The following is a 14,600-nucleotide window of genomic DNA, read 5'->3' on the forward strand; positions in this document are numbered from 1 at the left end:
CGGGGCTTTCGCGTGTCCGCCGCGCCGCCGTGGGCCGGTCCGGGCCGCCGCCCGCGGTCGCGCTACGGCGTCAGCAGGCGGCGCAGCCGGAGGGCGTCGGGGGCGAGGGCGGTGAGCAGGGTGGCGTCGGTGCCCGGGAGGGTGAGCAGGGCGGCGTCGTGGCCGGGCGGTGGCACGGGCGGGGCGGGGTGGCCGACGGTGAGGAGGTGCCCGGCGGCCCGGTGGCCGCCGAGGCTCGCGGGGCCGTCCCAGGCGGGGGCGCCGGGCCCGAGGTCGGTCTGCTGGTCGAGGATCGGCCGGCCGGCCTGGCGGACGGTGAGCCGGCTGGTGAGCCGTCCGGGCGGGGCGCCGCGGGCGAGGTCGTGGTGGCGGCCGAGGACCTGTTCCTCGCGGTAGTGCAGGCGGGCGCCGGCGGCCAGGGTGATCCGGGTCCGGGTGAGCAGGCGGCTGCCGGTGGCGGCGACGACGGGTTCGGGCAGCCAGTGCAGCTCGGCGTCCTCGGCCACGGTGAAGTCGAGGTCCCACCGGGCGGGTCGGCCATCCCGTCCGGGCAGGCTGATGGTGGCGGCGGCGCTGCCCACGTGCAGGGCGGCGCCGGGCCGGACGTCGATCCGCAGGGCCAGCCGGTCCCCGCCGAGCGGTCCGGCCATCGCGCCGATCACGGTCACCCGGGCGGTGGCGCCGCCGCGGGTGCGCCGCAGGGCGATCGGTCCGCCGCCGGCCAGGACGGGCAGGGCGGTGCCGCCGCGCCCGTCCGGCCGGGCGGTGATCCGGGCGTCGGCGACGACGGCCGTGCTCACCGGCGGCGCCAGGCGTCCAGGCGGGCGCGGACCCAGTCGGCGACGGGTGCGACGCCGCCGGGGGCGGCGAGGCTGGTGAACACGGTGGGCAGGTCGCCGCGCTGGTGGCGGGCGTCGCGGGCCATCACGGTGAGGTCGGCGCCGACCAGCGGGGCGAGGTCGGTCTTGTTGACCACGAGCAGGTCGGAGGCGGAGACGCCGGGGCCGCCCTTGCGCGGGATCTTGTCGCCGCCGGAGACGTCGATGACGAAGATCTGGTGGTCGACCAGGCCGCGGCTGAAGGTGGCGGTGAGGTTGTCGCCGCCGGATTCGACCAGGATCAGGTCGAGCGGTCCGAGGGAGGCCTCCAGGTCCTCGACGGCCTCCAGGTTGGCGGAGATGTCGTCGCGGATGGCGGTGTGCGGGCAGCATCCGGTCTCGACGGCGGTGATCCGCTCGGGCGGGAGGACGGCGTTGCGCAGCAGGAACTCGGCGTCCTCGGTGGTGTAGATGTCGTTGGTGACGACGGCGAGGGAGAGTTCGGTGCGCAGCGCGCGGCAGAGCGCGGCGACGGTGGCGGTCTTGCCGGAGCCGACCGGTCCGCCGAGGCCGATCCGCAGGGCGCGGGCGGACGGCGGGGTGTAGGTGTGCCGGGCGGGGGCCTGGTCGAGGCCGATGTGGTCACGATGCAAAGAGACGCACCTTCCAAGTGCTGTGCTGTTCGGCGAGGATGTCGAGCAGCGGGGCGGAGGCGGCGGGCAGGTCGCCCTGTTCGGCCGCGCGGACGGCTTCGGCGGTGACGGCGTCCAGCTCGGGGGCGAGCCGGGCGAGGACGGCGGCGACCCGGTAGGGGTCGAGGCCGAGCAGGCGTACGCAGGCGGTGGCGGGCCCGTTGACCGACTCGTACGCGGCGAGGGACGCGGCCTGGGCGGGGGTGAGTCCGGCGGCGTGCGCGGTGGTGCCGAGGACGACGGGGTGGTGGGCGCCGCGCGGGTGGCGGTCGGCGAGGCGGTCGAGGGCGGGGTGGGGCCAGGCGGCGCGGGCGGCGCGCAGGAGTTGGCGGCCGAGCCGGCGGCTGGTGGCGCGCAGGGCGGGGGACGGGGTGCGGGCGTCGGCGGCCCGGTCGAGGTCGTCGAGTCGGTCGGGGTCGGGATCGGTTGCGGCGGCGGTGGCTGCCGCGGCGAGGGCGGCGGCGGTGAGTCCGGTGGTGTGCAGTCGTCCGGTGAGGAAGGCGGCCAGGTCGTCCTGGTCGCGGATCCGCCCGGCCCGGACGGCGGCCTCGGCGCCGCCGGAGTGGGCGTGGCCGCCGGCCGGGAAGCGCCCGTCGGCGAGGAGCAGCAGGACCGCCGTCGCGCCGCCCGGGGCGGGCGTCCGGTCAGGCATGGTGGGTGACCTCTCTCAGAACAGGAAGTACCGCTGGGCCATGGGCAGTTCCGCGACCGGTGCGGGTTCGACCGGATCGCCGTCGATGGTGACGGTGAAGGTGTCGGGGTCGACCCGGACGTCGGGGCGGGCGCTGTTGTTGACCATGTGGTCCTTGGTCACTCCGCGGGTGTTCCGGATGGCGGTGAACTCCTTGGCCAGGCCGAGGCGTTCGGGCAGTCCGTCGTCGAGGGCGGCCTGGGCGGTGAAGTTGAGCGAGTTGGCGCCGGGGGCGCGTCCGGTGGCGCCGAACATCGGCCGGGGCAGCACCGGTTGGGGGGTGGGGATGGAGGCGTTGGCGTCGCCCATCTGGGCGTGGGCGATCTGTCCGCCCTTGATGACCAGGTCGGGTTTGACGCCGAAGAAGGCCGGGGTCCAGAGCACCAGGTCGGCGAGCTTGCCGGGTTCGACCGAGCCGATCTCGTGGTCGAGGCCCTGGGCGACGGCCGGGTTGACGGTGTACTTGGCGACGTAGCGGCGGGCCCGCCGGTTGTCGGCCCGGCCGTCGCCGCTCAGGGTGCCGCGCCGGCGCTTCATCACGTGGGCGGTCTGCCAGGTGCGCAGCACCACCTCGCCGATCCGGCCCATCGCCTGGGAGTCGGAGCTGATGATGGAGATCGCGCCGAGGTCGTGCAGGATGTCCTCGGCCGCGATGGTGGAGGGCCGGATCCGGGATTCGGCGAACGCCAGGTCCTCCGGGACGTGCGGGCTGAGGTGGTGGCAGACCATCAGCATGTCGAGGTGTTCGTCGACCGTGTTGACGGTGTGCGGCCGGGTCGGGTTGGTGGAGCTGGGCAGGACGTTGGGCTGCGAGACCACCGAGATGATGTCGGGTGCGTGGCCGCCGCCCGCGCCCTCGGTGTGGTACGCGTGGATGCCGCGCCCGGCGATCGCGGCGAGGGTGTCGCCGACGAATCCGGCCTCGTTCAAGGTATCGGTGTGGATGGCGAGTTGGGCGCCGGACTGCTCGCACACCCGCAGGCACGCGTCGATCGCGGCCGGGGTGGCACCCCAGTCCTCGTGGATCTTGAAGCCGAGGGCGCCGGCCCGCAGTTGGGCGTGCAGCGCACCATTGTCCACGGTGTTGCCCTTGCCGAGCAGTCCGATGTTGACCGGCAGGTCGTCCAGGGCGGCGAACATCCGGGCCAGGTGCCAGCCGCCGGGCGTGACGGTGGTGGCCTTGCTGCCCTCGGCCGGTCCGGTGCCGCCGCCGATCAGGGTGGTGATGCCGGAGGCGAGGGCCTCGTCCACCAGTTGCGGGCAGATGAAGTGCACATGGGCGTCGATGGCGCCGGCGGTGAGGATCTTCCCGTTGCCGGCGATCACCTCGGTCTCCGGCCCGATCACCAGGGCCGGATGCACCCCGTCCATGGTCTCCGGGTTGCCGGCCTTGCCGAGCGCGGTGATCCGCCCGTCGCGGATGCCCACGTCGGCCTTGACGATCCCCCAGTGGTCCAGCACCACGGCGCCGGTGATCACCGTGTCCGGCGCGCCGTCGGCCCGGCCGGTGCGGGCCTGGCCCATCGACTCGCGGATCACCTTGCCGCCGCCGAACACGGCTTCGTCGCCGCCACCGCAGCGGTCCTCCTCGACCTCGATCAGCAGGTCGGTGTCGGCCAGCCGGATCCGGTCGCCGACCGTGGGCCCGTACAGGTCCGCGTAGCGCTCACGGCTCAGGTACAGCGCGGGTCGGTCAGCCATCGAGTGCCCCCGCCGTCTCGCCGCGCAGGCCGTGGACCTCGCGCCGCCCGCCGATCGGGACCAGTTCGATCTCGACCGGGATGCCCGGCTCGAAGCGCACGGCCGTACCGGCGGGGATGTTGAGGCGCTGTCCGCGGGCGGCCGTCCGGTCAACCTGCAGGCCGGGGTTGACCTCCGCGAAGTGGTAGTGCGAGCCGACCTGGATCGGCCGGTCGGCGGTGTTGACTGCGGTCAGCCGGGTCACCGGGCGGCCCGCGTTGAGGCCGACCGGGCCCTCGCCGTACAGGATCTCACCGGGGACCATCGCGCCCGCCGTCACTGGATCGGCTCGTGGACGGTGACCAGCTTGGTGCCGTCCGGGAAGGTGGCCTCCACCTGGACGTCCGGGATCATCTCGGCAATCCCCGCCATCACCTCCGCCCGGCCGAGCACCTCGCGCCCGGACTGCATCAGCTCGGCGACGGTCCGCCCGTCCCGGGCGCCCTCCAGCACGTGCGAGGTGATCAGGGCGATCGCCTCCGGATGGTTGAGCAGCAACCCGCGCTCGCGGCGGGAGCGGGCCACGTCGGCGGCCACGTGGATGAGCAGGCGTTCCTGCTCGCGGGGGGTGAGTCTCATAATTCGCACCTCGGGTGGGGAGTGCGCGGGCTCGACTGATCGCATCAGTGGATCAACATCTTGTTTACGGCCGATTACGGCGGACTTTCCCCGCCGTAACCACCGGAGCCGGCGCTATCGCGCGCGAGGGGTACGGGAGTTGCACGCAGGCGAACCTACTACGCCGACGGCGCTCAGACGCGGACGCGCGCGGCGACGGGCAGATGATCGCTGCCGGTCGCGGTCAGCGTCCAGGTGCGGACCGGCGTCACCGAGCGGCACATGATCTGGTCGATCCGGGCCACCGGGAAGGCGGCGGGCCAGCTGAAGTCGAATCCCGACCGGGCCGGGGTGAGCCGGGAGGTGACCGGCGTCAGCCCGCGGTCGTCCAGCGTGCCGTTGAAGTCCCCCGCCAGGATCACCCTCGGCAGCGGCTCGGCCGCCAGCGCCGCGCCGAGCAGCGAGGCGCTCTCGTCCCGGCGGCCGGAGGTGAACCCCTGCTCCCTGACCCGCACCGAGGGCAGGTGCGCCACGTACACCGCGACCTCGCCCCGCGGGGTCCGGGCGGTGGCCCGCAGCCCCCGCTTCCAGTAGACGTGCACGTCCGCGGGCTTGAGGTCGACCGGCCGGATGTCGGCGAGCGGGTAGCGGGACCACAGGCCGACCGTGCCCGAGCGGCCGTGGTACGGATAGCCGGCCGCCAACTCGCTCTCATAGACGGACGTCGCCGGGTCCATCAACTCCTCGACCGCGATCAGGTCCGCGCCCGAGGCCGCCAGCGCCCGGGCGGTCCCGAGCGGATCGGCGTTGCCCGCACCGACGTTGTGCTGCACCACCGTCAGGTCGTACCGCCCGCCGTCCGCGGGCAGCAGCAGACCGCCGAACTCCACCGACCACGCCAGCGCGGGCAGCAGCACCGCGACCAGCGCGCGGCGCGAGCGCCGCAGCAGCGCCACCACCAGCCCCACCGGCACCGCGAGCCCCAGCCACGGCAGCACCGCCTCCAGCAGACTCCCCACATGGCCCGGACGGTTGGGGACCAGCCGGTGCCCGAGCAGCAGCAGGGCCACCGCGGCGGACACCGGCGGCACGTGGCGCAGCCACCGGGCCCGGCGCACCGACCGCGAGGCCCGCACCGCCCGCACCACACGCACCGCCCGCACTCCGGCCGCTGCCGCCGTTGCCGCCGCCCGCCGCTGACGTTCGGTTATTCGCATACGGGGGACGACGCGTCCGCGGGCCCCCGGGTTCCGGCCCAAGGCCTGTCAGGCCGGACCACCGGAGGGGCCGGTGACCTGCGCCGTCACGCCGAGCTCTCCCAACCGCACGGCCAGCAGCGCCAGTTCCGGCCCGGTGGCGGGGAAGGTGCCGTCCTTGACCTCGGCCAGCGCCGTGCGCGCCCGGGCCAGGTCGAAGCCGTACTCGGCGCGCAGCACCCGCATCACCGCCACGTCGGCCGGCACGGGGAGGTCGAGCCGCAGGGGCGGCTGCGCGGCGAGGAGCCGCTGCCGCAGGTCTTCGGGGGTGTCGGCCCGGCCGCCGCCGCAGTCCGCGAGGGCGCACCCGCAGGCCGCGCAGTCGTACTCGAAGCTCCACTCGATGGACGCGCGGTAGAGCGACTGCCCGGCGTGGCAGTCGGCCTGCGCGTCGCAGAACGGGCACGGGGTGCGGTAGTCCACGCCCGCGCTGATCATGCGCCACCGCCCTCGGCGGCCTGCTCGCGCAGCTCGTCCAGGGAGGTCTGCATGGCGGCCCGCGCGCGGGTGAACCAGTCGGCGAGGACGGCGATCTCGTCCGGCGTGTAGTCGGCGAAGAGCAGGGCCAGCCGCTCGTAGAAGGGGCCGTAGACGGCCATGATCCGCGCGTGGGCGGTGTCCTCCATCACCACCCGTACCCGGCGGCGGTCGCCGGGGTCGGCCCGGCGGCGGACGTAGCCGGCCTTCTCGAGGCGGTTGAGCACGCCGGTGACGGCGCCGGTGGTGAGGTTGGCCCGTTCGGCGAGGTCGCCGGCGGCGAGGGATTCGCCCGCGAGGGCGGCCTCGACGACGAATCCCATGCAGGTCAGGTCGGTGACGTTGAGGCCGAGCCGCGCGCCGATGTCCTGCTGGCCGAACTGCGCGAGCGCGATCATGCGGTCCATCGCGGCCAGCGCCTGTTCGGCACCGGCCTGCGGACGCGGCTTGCCCTCCACGGAAGATCTCCTTAGCATCTAAGCTACTTAGCTCGTGAGATAAATTCTCTCGCGCCGACGGGCACCTCCATGCCCCTCGGCGCACCCATCACACCAAATGAGGCGACATGGGCGCACACCACGGCCACGACATGGGCCACACCGTCGCCGGTTGGGCCGGCACCCTCACCGCCGTCACCGGCACCACCGTCACCGGCCTCGGCGTGATCACCGGCGCCGGGCCCGTCCTGTGGCTCGGCCTCGCCCTGACCGCACTCGCCGCCCCGGCCACCTGGGCGCTCCACCTCGCCGGCTGGGGCAAGCCCAGCGGCCCCCGACCGGTCGAGCAGCACCACTGGCGCCGCCGCGACCCCGCCGCCCGCACCGGCCACCCCGACTGCCTCGGCTGCCGCCTCGCCGGCCGCGACCCGTCCCGCGCCCCGCGGCGCGCCACTGCGCCCGTCCCCGCCTCCGTCAACTCCCTGCCGTCGCGCCCAGACGCGCTGCGGCAACGTTGATCCGCATGCCGCACGGGACTCGCCCGTCGGCACCCGCCAGCGCACGGACGCCTCGATGAACTCCTCGCGCAGGCTCCGGGTCCGGTCCTCGTCCAGCGCGCTCATGTCGTAGTACGCCTCCGTGACAGCCTGCCAGGTCTCGGACGGGCTCCCGCCCAGGTCGACGGTGATCGGCCGCCACGACACCGGGCCGAAGCTGGCCGGCGCCGGGCCGGCTCCAGCTCGCCGACCGACAGGTCGACACCGGCCGGCACCTCGGCGCCCTGTGCGGCGAGCAGTTCGAGCAGGGCGCCGTCCGCGCACCCCAGGTCCAGGACGCACCGGGCTCCCGCGACGCACTCGGCCAGCACCTGGTGTCCGGTCGCCCCGTCCGGCGTGGGTCTGGCCTCGACCACCGCGGACTGCCGCCCGGGGGTGCGGCTGTGAAAAGCTCGCAGCAAGTCCTCGGCGGCAGCGGCCGACGTCTCGGGGGTCACGGTCATCCGTGCAACGTACCGCGCGTGGCGCAGGTGACGGCCCGTCGATTCGCCGGTCAGGAGGCCTTCGGCAGTCGGATCACCGCCGAACCGCGGGCCAGGTCCACCCCGGTGCGGTTCGGCGGGGCGCCGTCCTCGTCCTCGTCGCGCAGGATCAGCGCCGACTGGCGCTCCCTGAGCTCGTGCTGCTTGCCCGCCGAGAAGGTGGCGTGCAACTGCTCGAAGCCGGTCGCCGATACCTGCCCCTGCCGGGCGCCGGGCCGCCAGGGCAGCAGCCCGGCCCGACCGGCCCGCAGCAGCAGCTGGTCGACCAGCGCGAGCGCGGTCAGCAGCAGCACCAGCCCGGGCAGTGTCATGAAGACGAGGAACCCCATCCGGCCAGTATCGCCGCCCGCCCCGCAGGACGACCAGAGTCCCCAGTCCGCGGGAAACCCGGTCGAGTCCGGTCCGGGAGGGGCCCTACGCTGACCGCCATGGCCCACGCGAAGACCTCCTACGTCTGCCTGCCCTGCCGGGCCTCGTACAAGCAGCCCTTCCTCGGCGACCACGACCGGCGCTGCCCGCGCTGCGCCGAGCCGTTGGTCCACGCCGGTTCCGCCTTCGCGGCGCCGCGTCGGCGGGACACCGCCGCCTGGCGCACGCTGTCGGTCCTGCTGCACGCCGGCGTCCGCTTCCACAAGAGCTGCTGCGGCGGCCCCGGCTACCGTCCGCGCACGCTCGCCGAGGTGCGCGAGCGGATGGCGTACGCGGGCCGGACCGGCGAGCCGTTCGCGCAAGCCTTGGTACGCCGGGAGCTGCCGTAGGGTTCGGCTGCTCCGCTGCCGATGGTTCAGCAGGACGGCGCCGGCGGTACGGCCTTGGCCGGCGGGGCGGACGGGGCGGGGTTGGCGAAGCGGTAGCCGGAGTCGAGCAGCCGGGGCAGGTAGGTGGCGAGCGCCGCGACGGTCTGGGCGCGGTCGCCGCCGCCGTCATGGTTGAGGATGATCGACCCGGTGCGGGTGGTGCGCAGGACGGTGTCGACGATCTTGTCGGTGCCGGGTCGCTTCCAGTCGTCCGGGTCGACCGACCAGGCGAGCGGCTCGAGGCCCAGCCGGGCGCAGGTGGCGAGCGCGGTGCGGGTGAAGGCGCCGCCGGGTGCCCTGAAGAAGGTCGGGAACACGCCGGTGGCGTCGTGGAGGGCCCGGTTGGCGAGCTCGATCTCGTGCTGGATCTGATCGGCCGTGAGCTTCGCCAGGTCGTCGGGGTGGGACCAGGTGTGGTTGGCCAGTTGGTGTCCGGCGGCGGCGACCCGCCGGACGAGTTCGGGGCTGGCGGCGGCGTTCTGGCCGACCATGCAGAAGGTCGCGGTGACGCCGTGGCGGGCCAGGATGTCGAGGATGGCGGGCGTGTAGCGGGGATCGGGCCCGTCGTCGATGGTCAGGGCTATCGTGCGGGGTCCCTGCCGCAGGTAGTACTCGGGTTCCCGGGCGAGCGCGGCCTGCGGGGGGCAGCCGTTCTTCGCCCCGGGCACGGCGGACGGTTCGGCCAAGGCGGAAGCGGCGCCCTCGGGCTCGGGGGCGGCCTGCGGGGTCCGCTTCGCCGGGCGCGGCGGCTCACAGGTGGTCAGCAGCGCCAGGCCGGCCAGGATCAGCAGGGGGCGCCGCGCCAGTACGGCCCGGCCGGCCGGCGCCTGCTCGGAGCGCTCGGAGCCCGGGGCGCGGGACCGGCCGGCACGTGATTTGCCGGCCCGCGATCCGATGGCATGGGACCCGCCCGCGCGCGATCCGGCGGGGCGGGCGCCGTCAGGACGGGCGCCGTCGGCGCGTGATCCGACGGCGTGGCATCCGACCACGGCCCTGCCCGCCCCGAGGGCGTGCGACCCGAGGGCGTGCGATCCGACAGCATGGGACCCGGCGGCCGGCAGCTCCGCGGCGTCCGTCGATAAGCGGCGCATGTCTTCGATGATCAGCCCGCCCCCGTCGGCGCGCGAGCAGGGTTGGGCTGTCGGCGAACGACCCGGGTCCGCGTACCGCCGCAGGCGGGGGAACCCCCGACGACCGGTCAGCTGCGGACGGGCGACGCTCCCCCGACCGGCGGTCAGGACGCCGGTGCGCCGTCCGCCAGGAGCTCGCCGATGACATGGCGGGCGTTGGCGACCATCACCGGGTTGGTGTCGCGGTAGTAACTGAGCTCCATCAGGGCGACCGACAGCGCCCAGCCGCAGCCGCGCCGCCACATCGCCGCGTCGGCGCCGAGGCCGTCGCGAAACCGTTCCCGGGCAGACGCGGGCAGCACGTACCAGGCGGCGAGCAGGTCGACCGCGGGGTCGCCGACGCCCGCGCAGCCGAAGTCGATCACGGCGGCGAGCCGTCCGCCGGCCGTCAGCAGGTTGCCGGACTGCAGATCGGCGTGGATCCACACCCCGGCCCCGGACCGGGCGGGCGCGCGCAGGGCGTCGTCCCACAGGGCGAGGGCCGCGTCGGCGTCCACCTCGCCGTGCAGTGCGGCGACGGCGGACCGGGTCGCCGCGTCACGGGCCGCGAGCGGTTCGCTGCGGTACGAGGGCGGGGCTCCGGCCGGGTCGATGCGGTGCAGGGCGGTGGCGAAGCGGGCCAGGTCGTCGGCGAGCAGGGCGGAGTCGGCGGCGCCCGGAGCCGGGTTGGTGCCGTCGATCCAGCGGTGCACCGACCACGCCCACGGGTAGTCCGCATCGGGCTCGCCGCGTTCCACCGGCACTGGGACGGCGACCGGCAGCAGCGGTCCGAGCCGGGGCAGCCAGCGGTGCTCGGTCTCGACGTCCTGCGCCGCCTCGGGCCGCCGGGGCAGCCGGACGGTCAGGGCGTCGCCGAGCCGGTAGATCGCGTTCGAGGTGCCCGCCGAGTCGACCTCGGCGACGGGCAGCCCTGCCCACTGCGGGAACTGGGCCTCGATCAGCCGCTGGACGAGGCCCGCGTCGATGTCCGGCTCGTCCTCGTGCATCCTGCCCGCTCCCACCGGCGCCCCTCCCGATCGACCAGTCCGTCCTCGCACCGCCATCGGACCGTCCCGGACGCGCCCCGGTCAACCGGATTACCCGCGGCCGACCACCGGGCCGCCGTCCGCCCGCCCGCCCGCGTCCGGCGCCGCCGACCGGGGTCATTTCGGCCGCGGACACCCACCCGGCGACCGCCACCGGGGTACGGATCGCCCGTCCCCGACCCGACGACCGCCCTGGGAGAGCCCGTGCCCACCGACGCCCCGGACCCCGGCCCGCCGACCCCGACCTTCCCGCCCGACCCCGGCGCCGCCGAACCCCACCCGACCCCGCCGACCGACCCCTTCCCGCCGGACCCCCAGGCCCCGGCACCGAACCCCGCCCCCGAGCCCGAGCCCGACCGCCCCACGGACTGACCCCTGCCCCGGGCGGACGCCGCTCGTGGGAGGTGGGCGCCCGGCAACCGGCCGGACCGGGGAGAGCGGAGCAGTCGTGGCGCGGCAGCAGGGTGCGGGGCGCGCCTTCCCGGCGCGGAGCCCGTCCTGGCCGCCGGCGAGGTCGGCTTCGGCCGTCGGACCGGAGGCTGGGAGGTGACCGAGGTCAGCAACCAGTCGACCGGCTACTGCCCGGACGGTTCCTGCTGGCCCGCGGTGGCCGCGGCGCTGGACCGGGCCGGGCTGCCGCGTCCGCAGGGTTTCACCCATGAGGTGGTGTTCCGGCGCTGCCCCGGCTGCGGGGAGATCAACGTGGTGCGCGAGGGCAACTTCGTCTGCGTCTTCTGCGAGGGGCCGCTGCCGTCCCGCTGGAACGTCGACCTGCGGCGATGAGCCGACGGTGCGTCAGTCGGGTGTTGGCACGTCCTTCGGCCACTGTTCACCCGGGCGGATCGACGGCAGCCTAGGGTCCCGTATGACTTCGTACCGGATCCTTACTGGGGAGAGCACGATGACGCACCGTCCGATCGACCAGTCACCCGCCTCGCGCCGTTCCTTCCTGCGGACGAGCGGCGCGGTGGGCCTCGGGGTGGCCGCGCTCGGCGCGGGTGTCGGGGCGCAGCCGGCGTTCGCCGACGACTCGAGCGCGGCCGAGGCCCGGCCGACCGGGACCCGGCCGCCGGTGCGCACCGGCACGGGCCTGGACCGCCTGCCGCACCCGCTGGTGGTGGCGCACCGCGGTGCCAGCGGCTACCGCCCCGAGGAGACGCTGGGCGCGTACGAGCTGGCGCTGGAGCTCGGCGCGGACGTGATCGAGCAGGACCTGGTGGCCACCAGGGACGGCCACCTGGTGGTGCGGCACGAGAACAACATCGCCGAGACCACCGACGTCGCCGACCACGCCGAGTTCGCGGGCCGACGCACCACGAAGACGATCGACGGGACTCCGCTGACCGGCTGGTTCACCGAGGACTTCACCCTCGCCGAGCTGCGCACGCTGCGCGCCAAGGAGCGCCTGCCGCAGCAGCGCCAGCGCAACACCCTGTACGACGGCCGCTGGCCGATACCGACGTTCCGTGAGGTCGTCGACTTCGCCAACGCCCGCTCCCGGACCCTGGGGCGCCAGGTGTGGCTGTACGTGGAGACCAAGCACCCGTCGTACTTCCGCTCGATCGGCCTGCCGCTGGAGGAGCGGCTGGCGGACGAGCTGCGCCGCGGCGGACTGGCCGGCCGGCGGGGACGGGCGATCCTGCAGTCCTTCGAGCCGAGCAGCCTGCAGCGGCTGGCGAAGCTGGTCGACAACCCGCGCATCCAGCTGCTGAACGGGCCGACCACGCAGCCGTACGACTTCGCGCTGTCGGGCGACAAGCGGACGGTGGCGGATCTGGTGACGCCGGCGGGTCTGCGCTGGATGGCCGGCTTCGCGCACGGCATCGGCCCGACCACCCAGCTGATCGCCCCCACCGACGCCGCGGGCAAGCTGCTGCCGACCACCACGCTGGTGGCGGACGCGCACGCGGCCGGACTGCTGCTGCACCCGTGGACGGTCCGCAACGAGAACACCTTCCTGCCGGCCGACTTCCGGCGCGGCACCGACCCGGCGGCGTACGGCGACGCGATCGGCTGGGCGCGGTTCCTGTACGAGGCGGGCGTGGACGGCTTCTTCACCGACAACACCGACACCTCGGTGCTGGCCCGGGCCGACTTCTGGAGCGCGCACGGCGTCGGCTGACCGATCGTCCGTCCGGCGACCGGCGTGACAGGAATGGACCGATCGGTCTAGTCTGCTGCGCATGGGAGCGAAGGGCGAGGAGACCCGGGCCCGCCTCGTGCAGGCGACCCGGGTCCTGATCGAGGCGCAGGGCTACTTCGGCACCGGCCTCAACCAGGTGCTGGCGGAGAGCGGCGCGCCGCGCGGCTCGCTGTACTTCCACTTCCCGGACGGCAAGGACCAGCTGGTCGCCCTGGCCCTGGCCGAGGCCGGCCGGGACGTGGCGGACCTGCTCGACCACATGTGCGCGGGCGAGCTGTCGGCCGCCGAGGTGGTGCGCGGGCTGCTCGACGCGTTCGGCGAGCGGATGGAGCAGTCGGGGTACGCCAAGGGCTGCCCGCTGGCCACCGTCGCCCTGGAGGTGGCGGCCGGCCACGAGCCGCTGCGCCGGGTCTGCGAGCAGGCGTACGGCGAGTGGCAGCGGGCGCTGGCCGAGCTGCTGGTCCGCGGGGGCCGCGACCGGGCCGGGGCGGACGCCGCGGCCGGGGCGGCGCTCGCCCTGGTGGAGGGGTCGCTGCTGCTCGCCCGCGTCCAGCACAGTCGGCTGCCGCTGGACCAGGCCGCCCGGGCGGCCGAGCTCCTGCTCGCCTGAGGGCCCGTCGGCCCGCCCGGGCGGACCACGCCGGCTCCCGCACGTCTCAAGAATATGCAGATCGGTCCACTTACTCCGCTCGAGAACGGACGCACCATGACCACCGCAACCACCCTGGTCCTCGGCGCCAACGGCTTCATCGGCCGCTGGCTCACCCTCGAACTGCTCAATGCCGGGGAGCACGTCGCCGTCGGCGTCCGCGGCGGCCGCGACGCCGGTCTCCGCGCCTGGCTCGGCGACCACGGCGCGCCCGACCTCACCGCCCTCACCACCGTCGCGGTCGACGTCTCCCGCCCCGGCCTCGGCCTCTCCCCCGCCGACGAGGAGCGGCTGGCCGACGTCCGGGACGTGGTCAACCTGGCCGCGCTGTACCGCTTCGGGCTCTCCCGGGCCGAGGCGGTCGCGGTCAACGTGGACGGCGCCGTGAACGCCGCCCGCTGGGCCGCCGGCCGGCCGCGGCTGCGCCGCCTGGTGCACCTCTCCGGCTACCGGGTGGGCCGCGAGGCCACCGCCGTGCACCCGCTGCCGGACGCCGACCTGCGCTACCGCACCGAGGGCGCGTACGAGGCGTCCAAGCGCGAGGGCGACGCGGCGGTCCGGGTCCTCGCGGCGCAGCTGGGGCTGCCGCTGACGGTGGTGAGCCCGGGTGTGGTGATCGGGCACTCGAACACCGGCGAGGCGGGCCAGTACATCGGGCTGGCGCCGCTGGTGGAGCAGTTGTGGCAAGGCCGGCTGCCGGCCCTCGCGGGGAGTCGACGCACCTTCGTGCCGGTGGTGGCGGTCGACCACCTGGCGGCGTTCCTGGCGGCGGCGCCGCGCCATGACACCGGGCCGGTCCAGCTCCACACGGTGCTGGACCCGGCCACCCCGCCGCTGCCCGAGCTGATCGCGACGGTCGCCCGCCGGCTGGGCGTCCGGGCGCCGCGCGCGGTGCTGCCGGTCGGCCTGGTGCGCCGGCTGCCGCGCCGGCTGACCGGGGCCGACCCGGAGTCGCTGACCTTCCTGTCCGAGGACCGGTACGACACCGCCTCCGCCGAGCGGCTGGAGGCCGCGGCGGGGCTGGCCCATCCGCCGGTGGACGAGCTGCTCGGCCGCTGGGCGCTGCGGCTGGTCGCCGACCGCTTCGGCGCGGCGGATGCGGTGGGGACCGTTCCTGCGGGACCGTCGACTACCGGCCGGTAGGTACT

19 protein-coding genes are annotated in these 14,600 nt (G+C 75.1%); 7 read left to right on the top strand and 12 right to left on the bottom strand.

The window, feature by feature from the left end:
* Positions 1-62: 62 nt before the first annotated feature.
* The 9 genes from FHR36_RS25315 to FHR36_RS25355 form a co-directional block, all read right to left on the bottom strand.
* Positions 63-800, bottom strand: a complete 738-nt coding sequence (locus tag FHR36_RS25315) for an urease accessory protein UreD (protein ID WP_308199636.1) — start codon at positions 798-800, stop codon at positions 63-65.
* Entirely contained in the window at positions 797-1,471 is a 675-nt protein-coding gene (ureG, locus tag FHR36_RS25320; RefSeq protein ID WP_407660855.1) for an urease accessory protein UreG, read from the bottom strand. The genes FHR36_RS25315 and ureG overlap by 4 nt, the downstream gene beginning before the upstream one ends.
* Positions 1,461-2,162, bottom strand: coding sequence for an urease accessory protein UreF (locus FHR36_RS25325; RefSeq protein WP_253800467.1), 702 nt, complete (start codon positions 2,160-2,162; stop codon positions 1,461-1,463). The genes ureG and FHR36_RS25325 overlap by 11 nt, the downstream gene beginning before the upstream one ends.
* Before the next feature lie 15 nt (positions 2,163-2,177).
* A complete protein-coding gene (locus FHR36_RS25330; RefSeq protein ID WP_253800468.1) occupies positions 2,178-3,902 on the bottom strand; it encodes an urease subunit alpha in 1,725 nt (574 codons plus the stop codon).
* Complete coding sequence (locus FHR36_RS25335) at positions 3,895-4,206, bottom strand: urease subunit beta (RefSeq protein WP_253800469.1); 312 nt, start codon at positions 4,204-4,206, stop codon at positions 3,895-3,897. The genes FHR36_RS25330 and FHR36_RS25335 overlap by 8 nt, the downstream gene beginning before the upstream one ends.
* An 11-nt stretch (positions 4,207-4,217) precedes the next feature.
* A complete protein-coding gene (locus FHR36_RS25340) occupies positions 4,218-4,520 on the bottom strand; it encodes an urease subunit gamma (RefSeq protein WP_253800470.1) in 303 nt (100 codons plus the stop codon).
* Positions 4,521-4,693: 173 nt separating this feature from the next.
* Positions 4,694-5,662, bottom strand: a complete 969-nt coding sequence (locus FHR36_RS25345) for an endonuclease/exonuclease/phosphatase family protein (RefSeq protein ID WP_407660856.1) — start codon at positions 5,660-5,662, stop codon at positions 4,694-4,696.
* A 102-nt stretch (positions 5,663-5,764) separates the two neighbouring features.
* On the bottom strand, positions 5,765-6,193 hold the full coding sequence (locus FHR36_RS25350) for a hypothetical protein (protein WP_253800471.1): 429 nt from the start codon (positions 6,191-6,193) through the stop codon (positions 5,765-5,767).
* Positions 6,190-6,690, bottom strand: a complete 501-nt coding sequence (locus FHR36_RS25355; protein ID WP_253800472.1) for a MarR family transcriptional regulator — start codon at positions 6,688-6,690, stop codon at positions 6,190-6,192. The genes FHR36_RS25350 and FHR36_RS25355 overlap by 4 nt, the downstream gene beginning before the upstream one ends.
* A 107-nt stretch (positions 6,691-6,797) precedes the next feature.
* On the opposite strand from FHR36_RS25355, the gene FHR36_RS25360 reads away from it, so the two are divergent.
* Positions 6,798-7,187, top strand: a complete 390-nt coding sequence (locus FHR36_RS25360) for an HGxxPAAW family protein (RefSeq protein ID WP_253800473.1) — start codon at positions 6,798-6,800, stop codon at positions 7,185-7,187.
* A gap of 532 nt (positions 7,188-7,719) precedes the next feature.
* On the opposite strand, the gene FHR36_RS25365 is transcribed toward FHR36_RS25360, so the two are convergent.
* Positions 7,720-8,037, bottom strand: coding sequence for a DUF6191 domain-containing protein (locus FHR36_RS25365; protein WP_253800474.1), 318 nt, complete (start codon positions 8,035-8,037; stop codon positions 7,720-7,722).
* Positions 8,038-8,136: 99 nt separating this feature from the next.
* Here FHR36_RS25365 and FHR36_RS25370 point away from each other — a divergent pair, with 99 nt between their 5' ends.
* Positions 8,137-8,466: a deoxyxylulose-5-phosphate synthase gene (locus FHR36_RS25370; protein WP_253800475.1), complete on the top strand. Its 330-nt coding sequence runs from the start codon at positions 8,137-8,139 to the stop codon at positions 8,464-8,466.
* Between the two features lie 26 nt (positions 8,467-8,492).
* On the opposite strand, the gene FHR36_RS25375 is transcribed toward FHR36_RS25370, so the two are convergent.
* Together FHR36_RS25375 and FHR36_RS25380 are read right to left on the bottom strand one after the other, a co-directional pair.
* Complete coding sequence (locus FHR36_RS25375) at positions 8,493-9,596, bottom strand: polysaccharide deacetylase family protein (RefSeq protein WP_253800476.1); 1,104 nt, start codon at positions 9,594-9,596, stop codon at positions 8,493-8,495.
* A gap of 143 nt (positions 9,597-9,739) precedes the next feature.
* The gene (locus FHR36_RS25380; RefSeq protein WP_253800478.1) at positions 9,740-10,621 is read right to left on the bottom strand and encodes an aminoglycoside phosphotransferase family protein; all 882 of its coding nucleotides are present in this window, start codon (positions 10,619-10,621) and stop codon (positions 9,740-9,742) included.
* Positions 10,622-10,864: 243 nt separating this feature from the next.
* Between FHR36_RS25380 and FHR36_RS25385 the strand changes: the two genes are divergently transcribed.
* The 5 genes from FHR36_RS25385 (at position 10,865) to FHR36_RS25405 (ending at position 14,595) form a co-directional block, all read left to right on the top strand.
* On the top strand, positions 10,865-11,032 hold the full coding sequence (locus FHR36_RS25385) for a hypothetical protein (protein WP_253800480.1): 168 nt from the start codon (positions 10,865-10,867) through the stop codon (positions 11,030-11,032).
* 174 nt (positions 11,033-11,206) lie between these two features.
* Entirely contained in the window at positions 11,207-11,443 is a 237-nt protein-coding gene (locus FHR36_RS25390) for a hypothetical protein (protein WP_308199637.1), read from the top strand.
* Between the two features lie 118 nt (positions 11,444-11,561).
* A complete protein-coding gene (locus FHR36_RS25395) occupies positions 11,562-12,782 on the top strand; it encodes a glycerophosphodiester phosphodiesterase (RefSeq protein WP_253800482.1) in 1,221 nt (406 codons plus the stop codon).
* 61 nt (positions 12,783-12,843) lie between these two features.
* Positions 12,844-13,413, top strand: a complete 570-nt coding sequence (locus tag FHR36_RS25400) for a TetR/AcrR family transcriptional regulator (RefSeq protein ID WP_253800484.1) — start codon at positions 12,844-12,846, stop codon at positions 13,411-13,413.
* Positions 13,414-13,509: 96 nt separating this feature from the next.
* Positions 13,510-14,595 carry an SDR family oxidoreductase gene (locus tag FHR36_RS25405; protein ID WP_253800486.1) on the top strand — a complete coding sequence of 362 codons (1,086 nt, stop codon included), beginning with the start codon at positions 13,510-13,512 and terminating at the stop codon, positions 14,593-14,595.
* Positions 14,596-14,600: the final 5 nt, after the last annotated feature.

Origin of the sequence: Kitasatospora cinereorecta (genome assembly GCF_024172095.1) — a bacterium.
In the GTDB taxonomy this organism is placed as follows: domain Bacteria; phylum Actinomycetota; class Actinomycetes; order Streptomycetales; family Streptomycetaceae; genus Kitasatospora; species Kitasatospora cinereorecta.

What these genes read in the sequence shown, in the direction of transcription:
- FHR36_RS25400 (WP_253800484.1), top strand. Translation starts at nt 12,844, where the DNA reads ATGGGAGCGAAGGGCGAGGAGACCCGGGCCCGCCTCGTGCAGGCGACC.
- FHR36_RS25375 (WP_253800476.1), bottom strand. Translation starts at nt 9,596, where the DNA reads ATGCGCCGCTTATCGACGGACGCCGCGGAGCTGCCGGCCGCCGGGTCC.
- FHR36_RS25370 (WP_253800475.1), top strand. Translation starts at nt 8,137, where the DNA reads ATGGCCCACGCGAAGACCTCCTACGTCTGCCTGCCCTGCCGGGCCTCG.
- FHR36_RS25365 (WP_253800474.1), bottom strand. Translation starts at nt 8,037, where the DNA reads ATGGGGTTCCTCGTCTTCATGACACTGCCCGGGCTGGTGCTGCTGCTG.
- FHR36_RS25380 (WP_253800478.1), bottom strand. Translation starts at nt 10,621, where the DNA reads ATGCACGAGGACGAGCCGGACATCGACGCGGGCCTCGTCCAGCGGCTG.
- FHR36_RS25325 (WP_253800467.1), bottom strand. Translation starts at nt 2,162, where the DNA reads ATGCCTGACCGGACGCCCGCCCCGGGCGGCGCGACGGCGGTCCTGCTG.
- FHR36_RS25395 (WP_253800482.1), top strand. Translation starts at nt 11,562, where the DNA reads ATGACGCACCGTCCGATCGACCAGTCACCCGCCTCGCGCCGTTCCTTC.
- FHR36_RS25330 (WP_253800468.1), bottom strand. Translation starts at nt 3,902, where the DNA reads ATGGCTGACCGACCCGCGCTGTACCTGAGCCGTGAGCGCTACGCGGAC.
- FHR36_RS25350 (WP_253800471.1), bottom strand. Translation starts at nt 6,193, where the DNA reads ATGATCAGCGCGGGCGTGGACTACCGCACCCCGTGCCCGTTCTGCGAC.
- FHR36_RS25360 (WP_253800473.1), top strand. Translation starts at nt 6,798, where the DNA reads ATGGGCGCACACCACGGCCACGACATGGGCCACACCGTCGCCGGTTGG.
- FHR36_RS25340 (WP_253800470.1), bottom strand. Translation starts at nt 4,520, where the DNA reads ATGAGACTCACCCCCCGCGAGCAGGAACGCCTGCTCATCCACGTGGCC.
- FHR36_RS25405 (WP_253800486.1), top strand. Translation starts at nt 13,510, where the DNA reads ATGACCACCGCAACCACCCTGGTCCTCGGCGCCAACGGCTTCATCGGC.
- FHR36_RS25335 (WP_253800469.1), bottom strand. Translation starts at nt 4,206, where the DNA reads ATGGTCCCCGGTGAGATCCTGTACGGCGAGGGCCCGGTCGGCCTCAAC.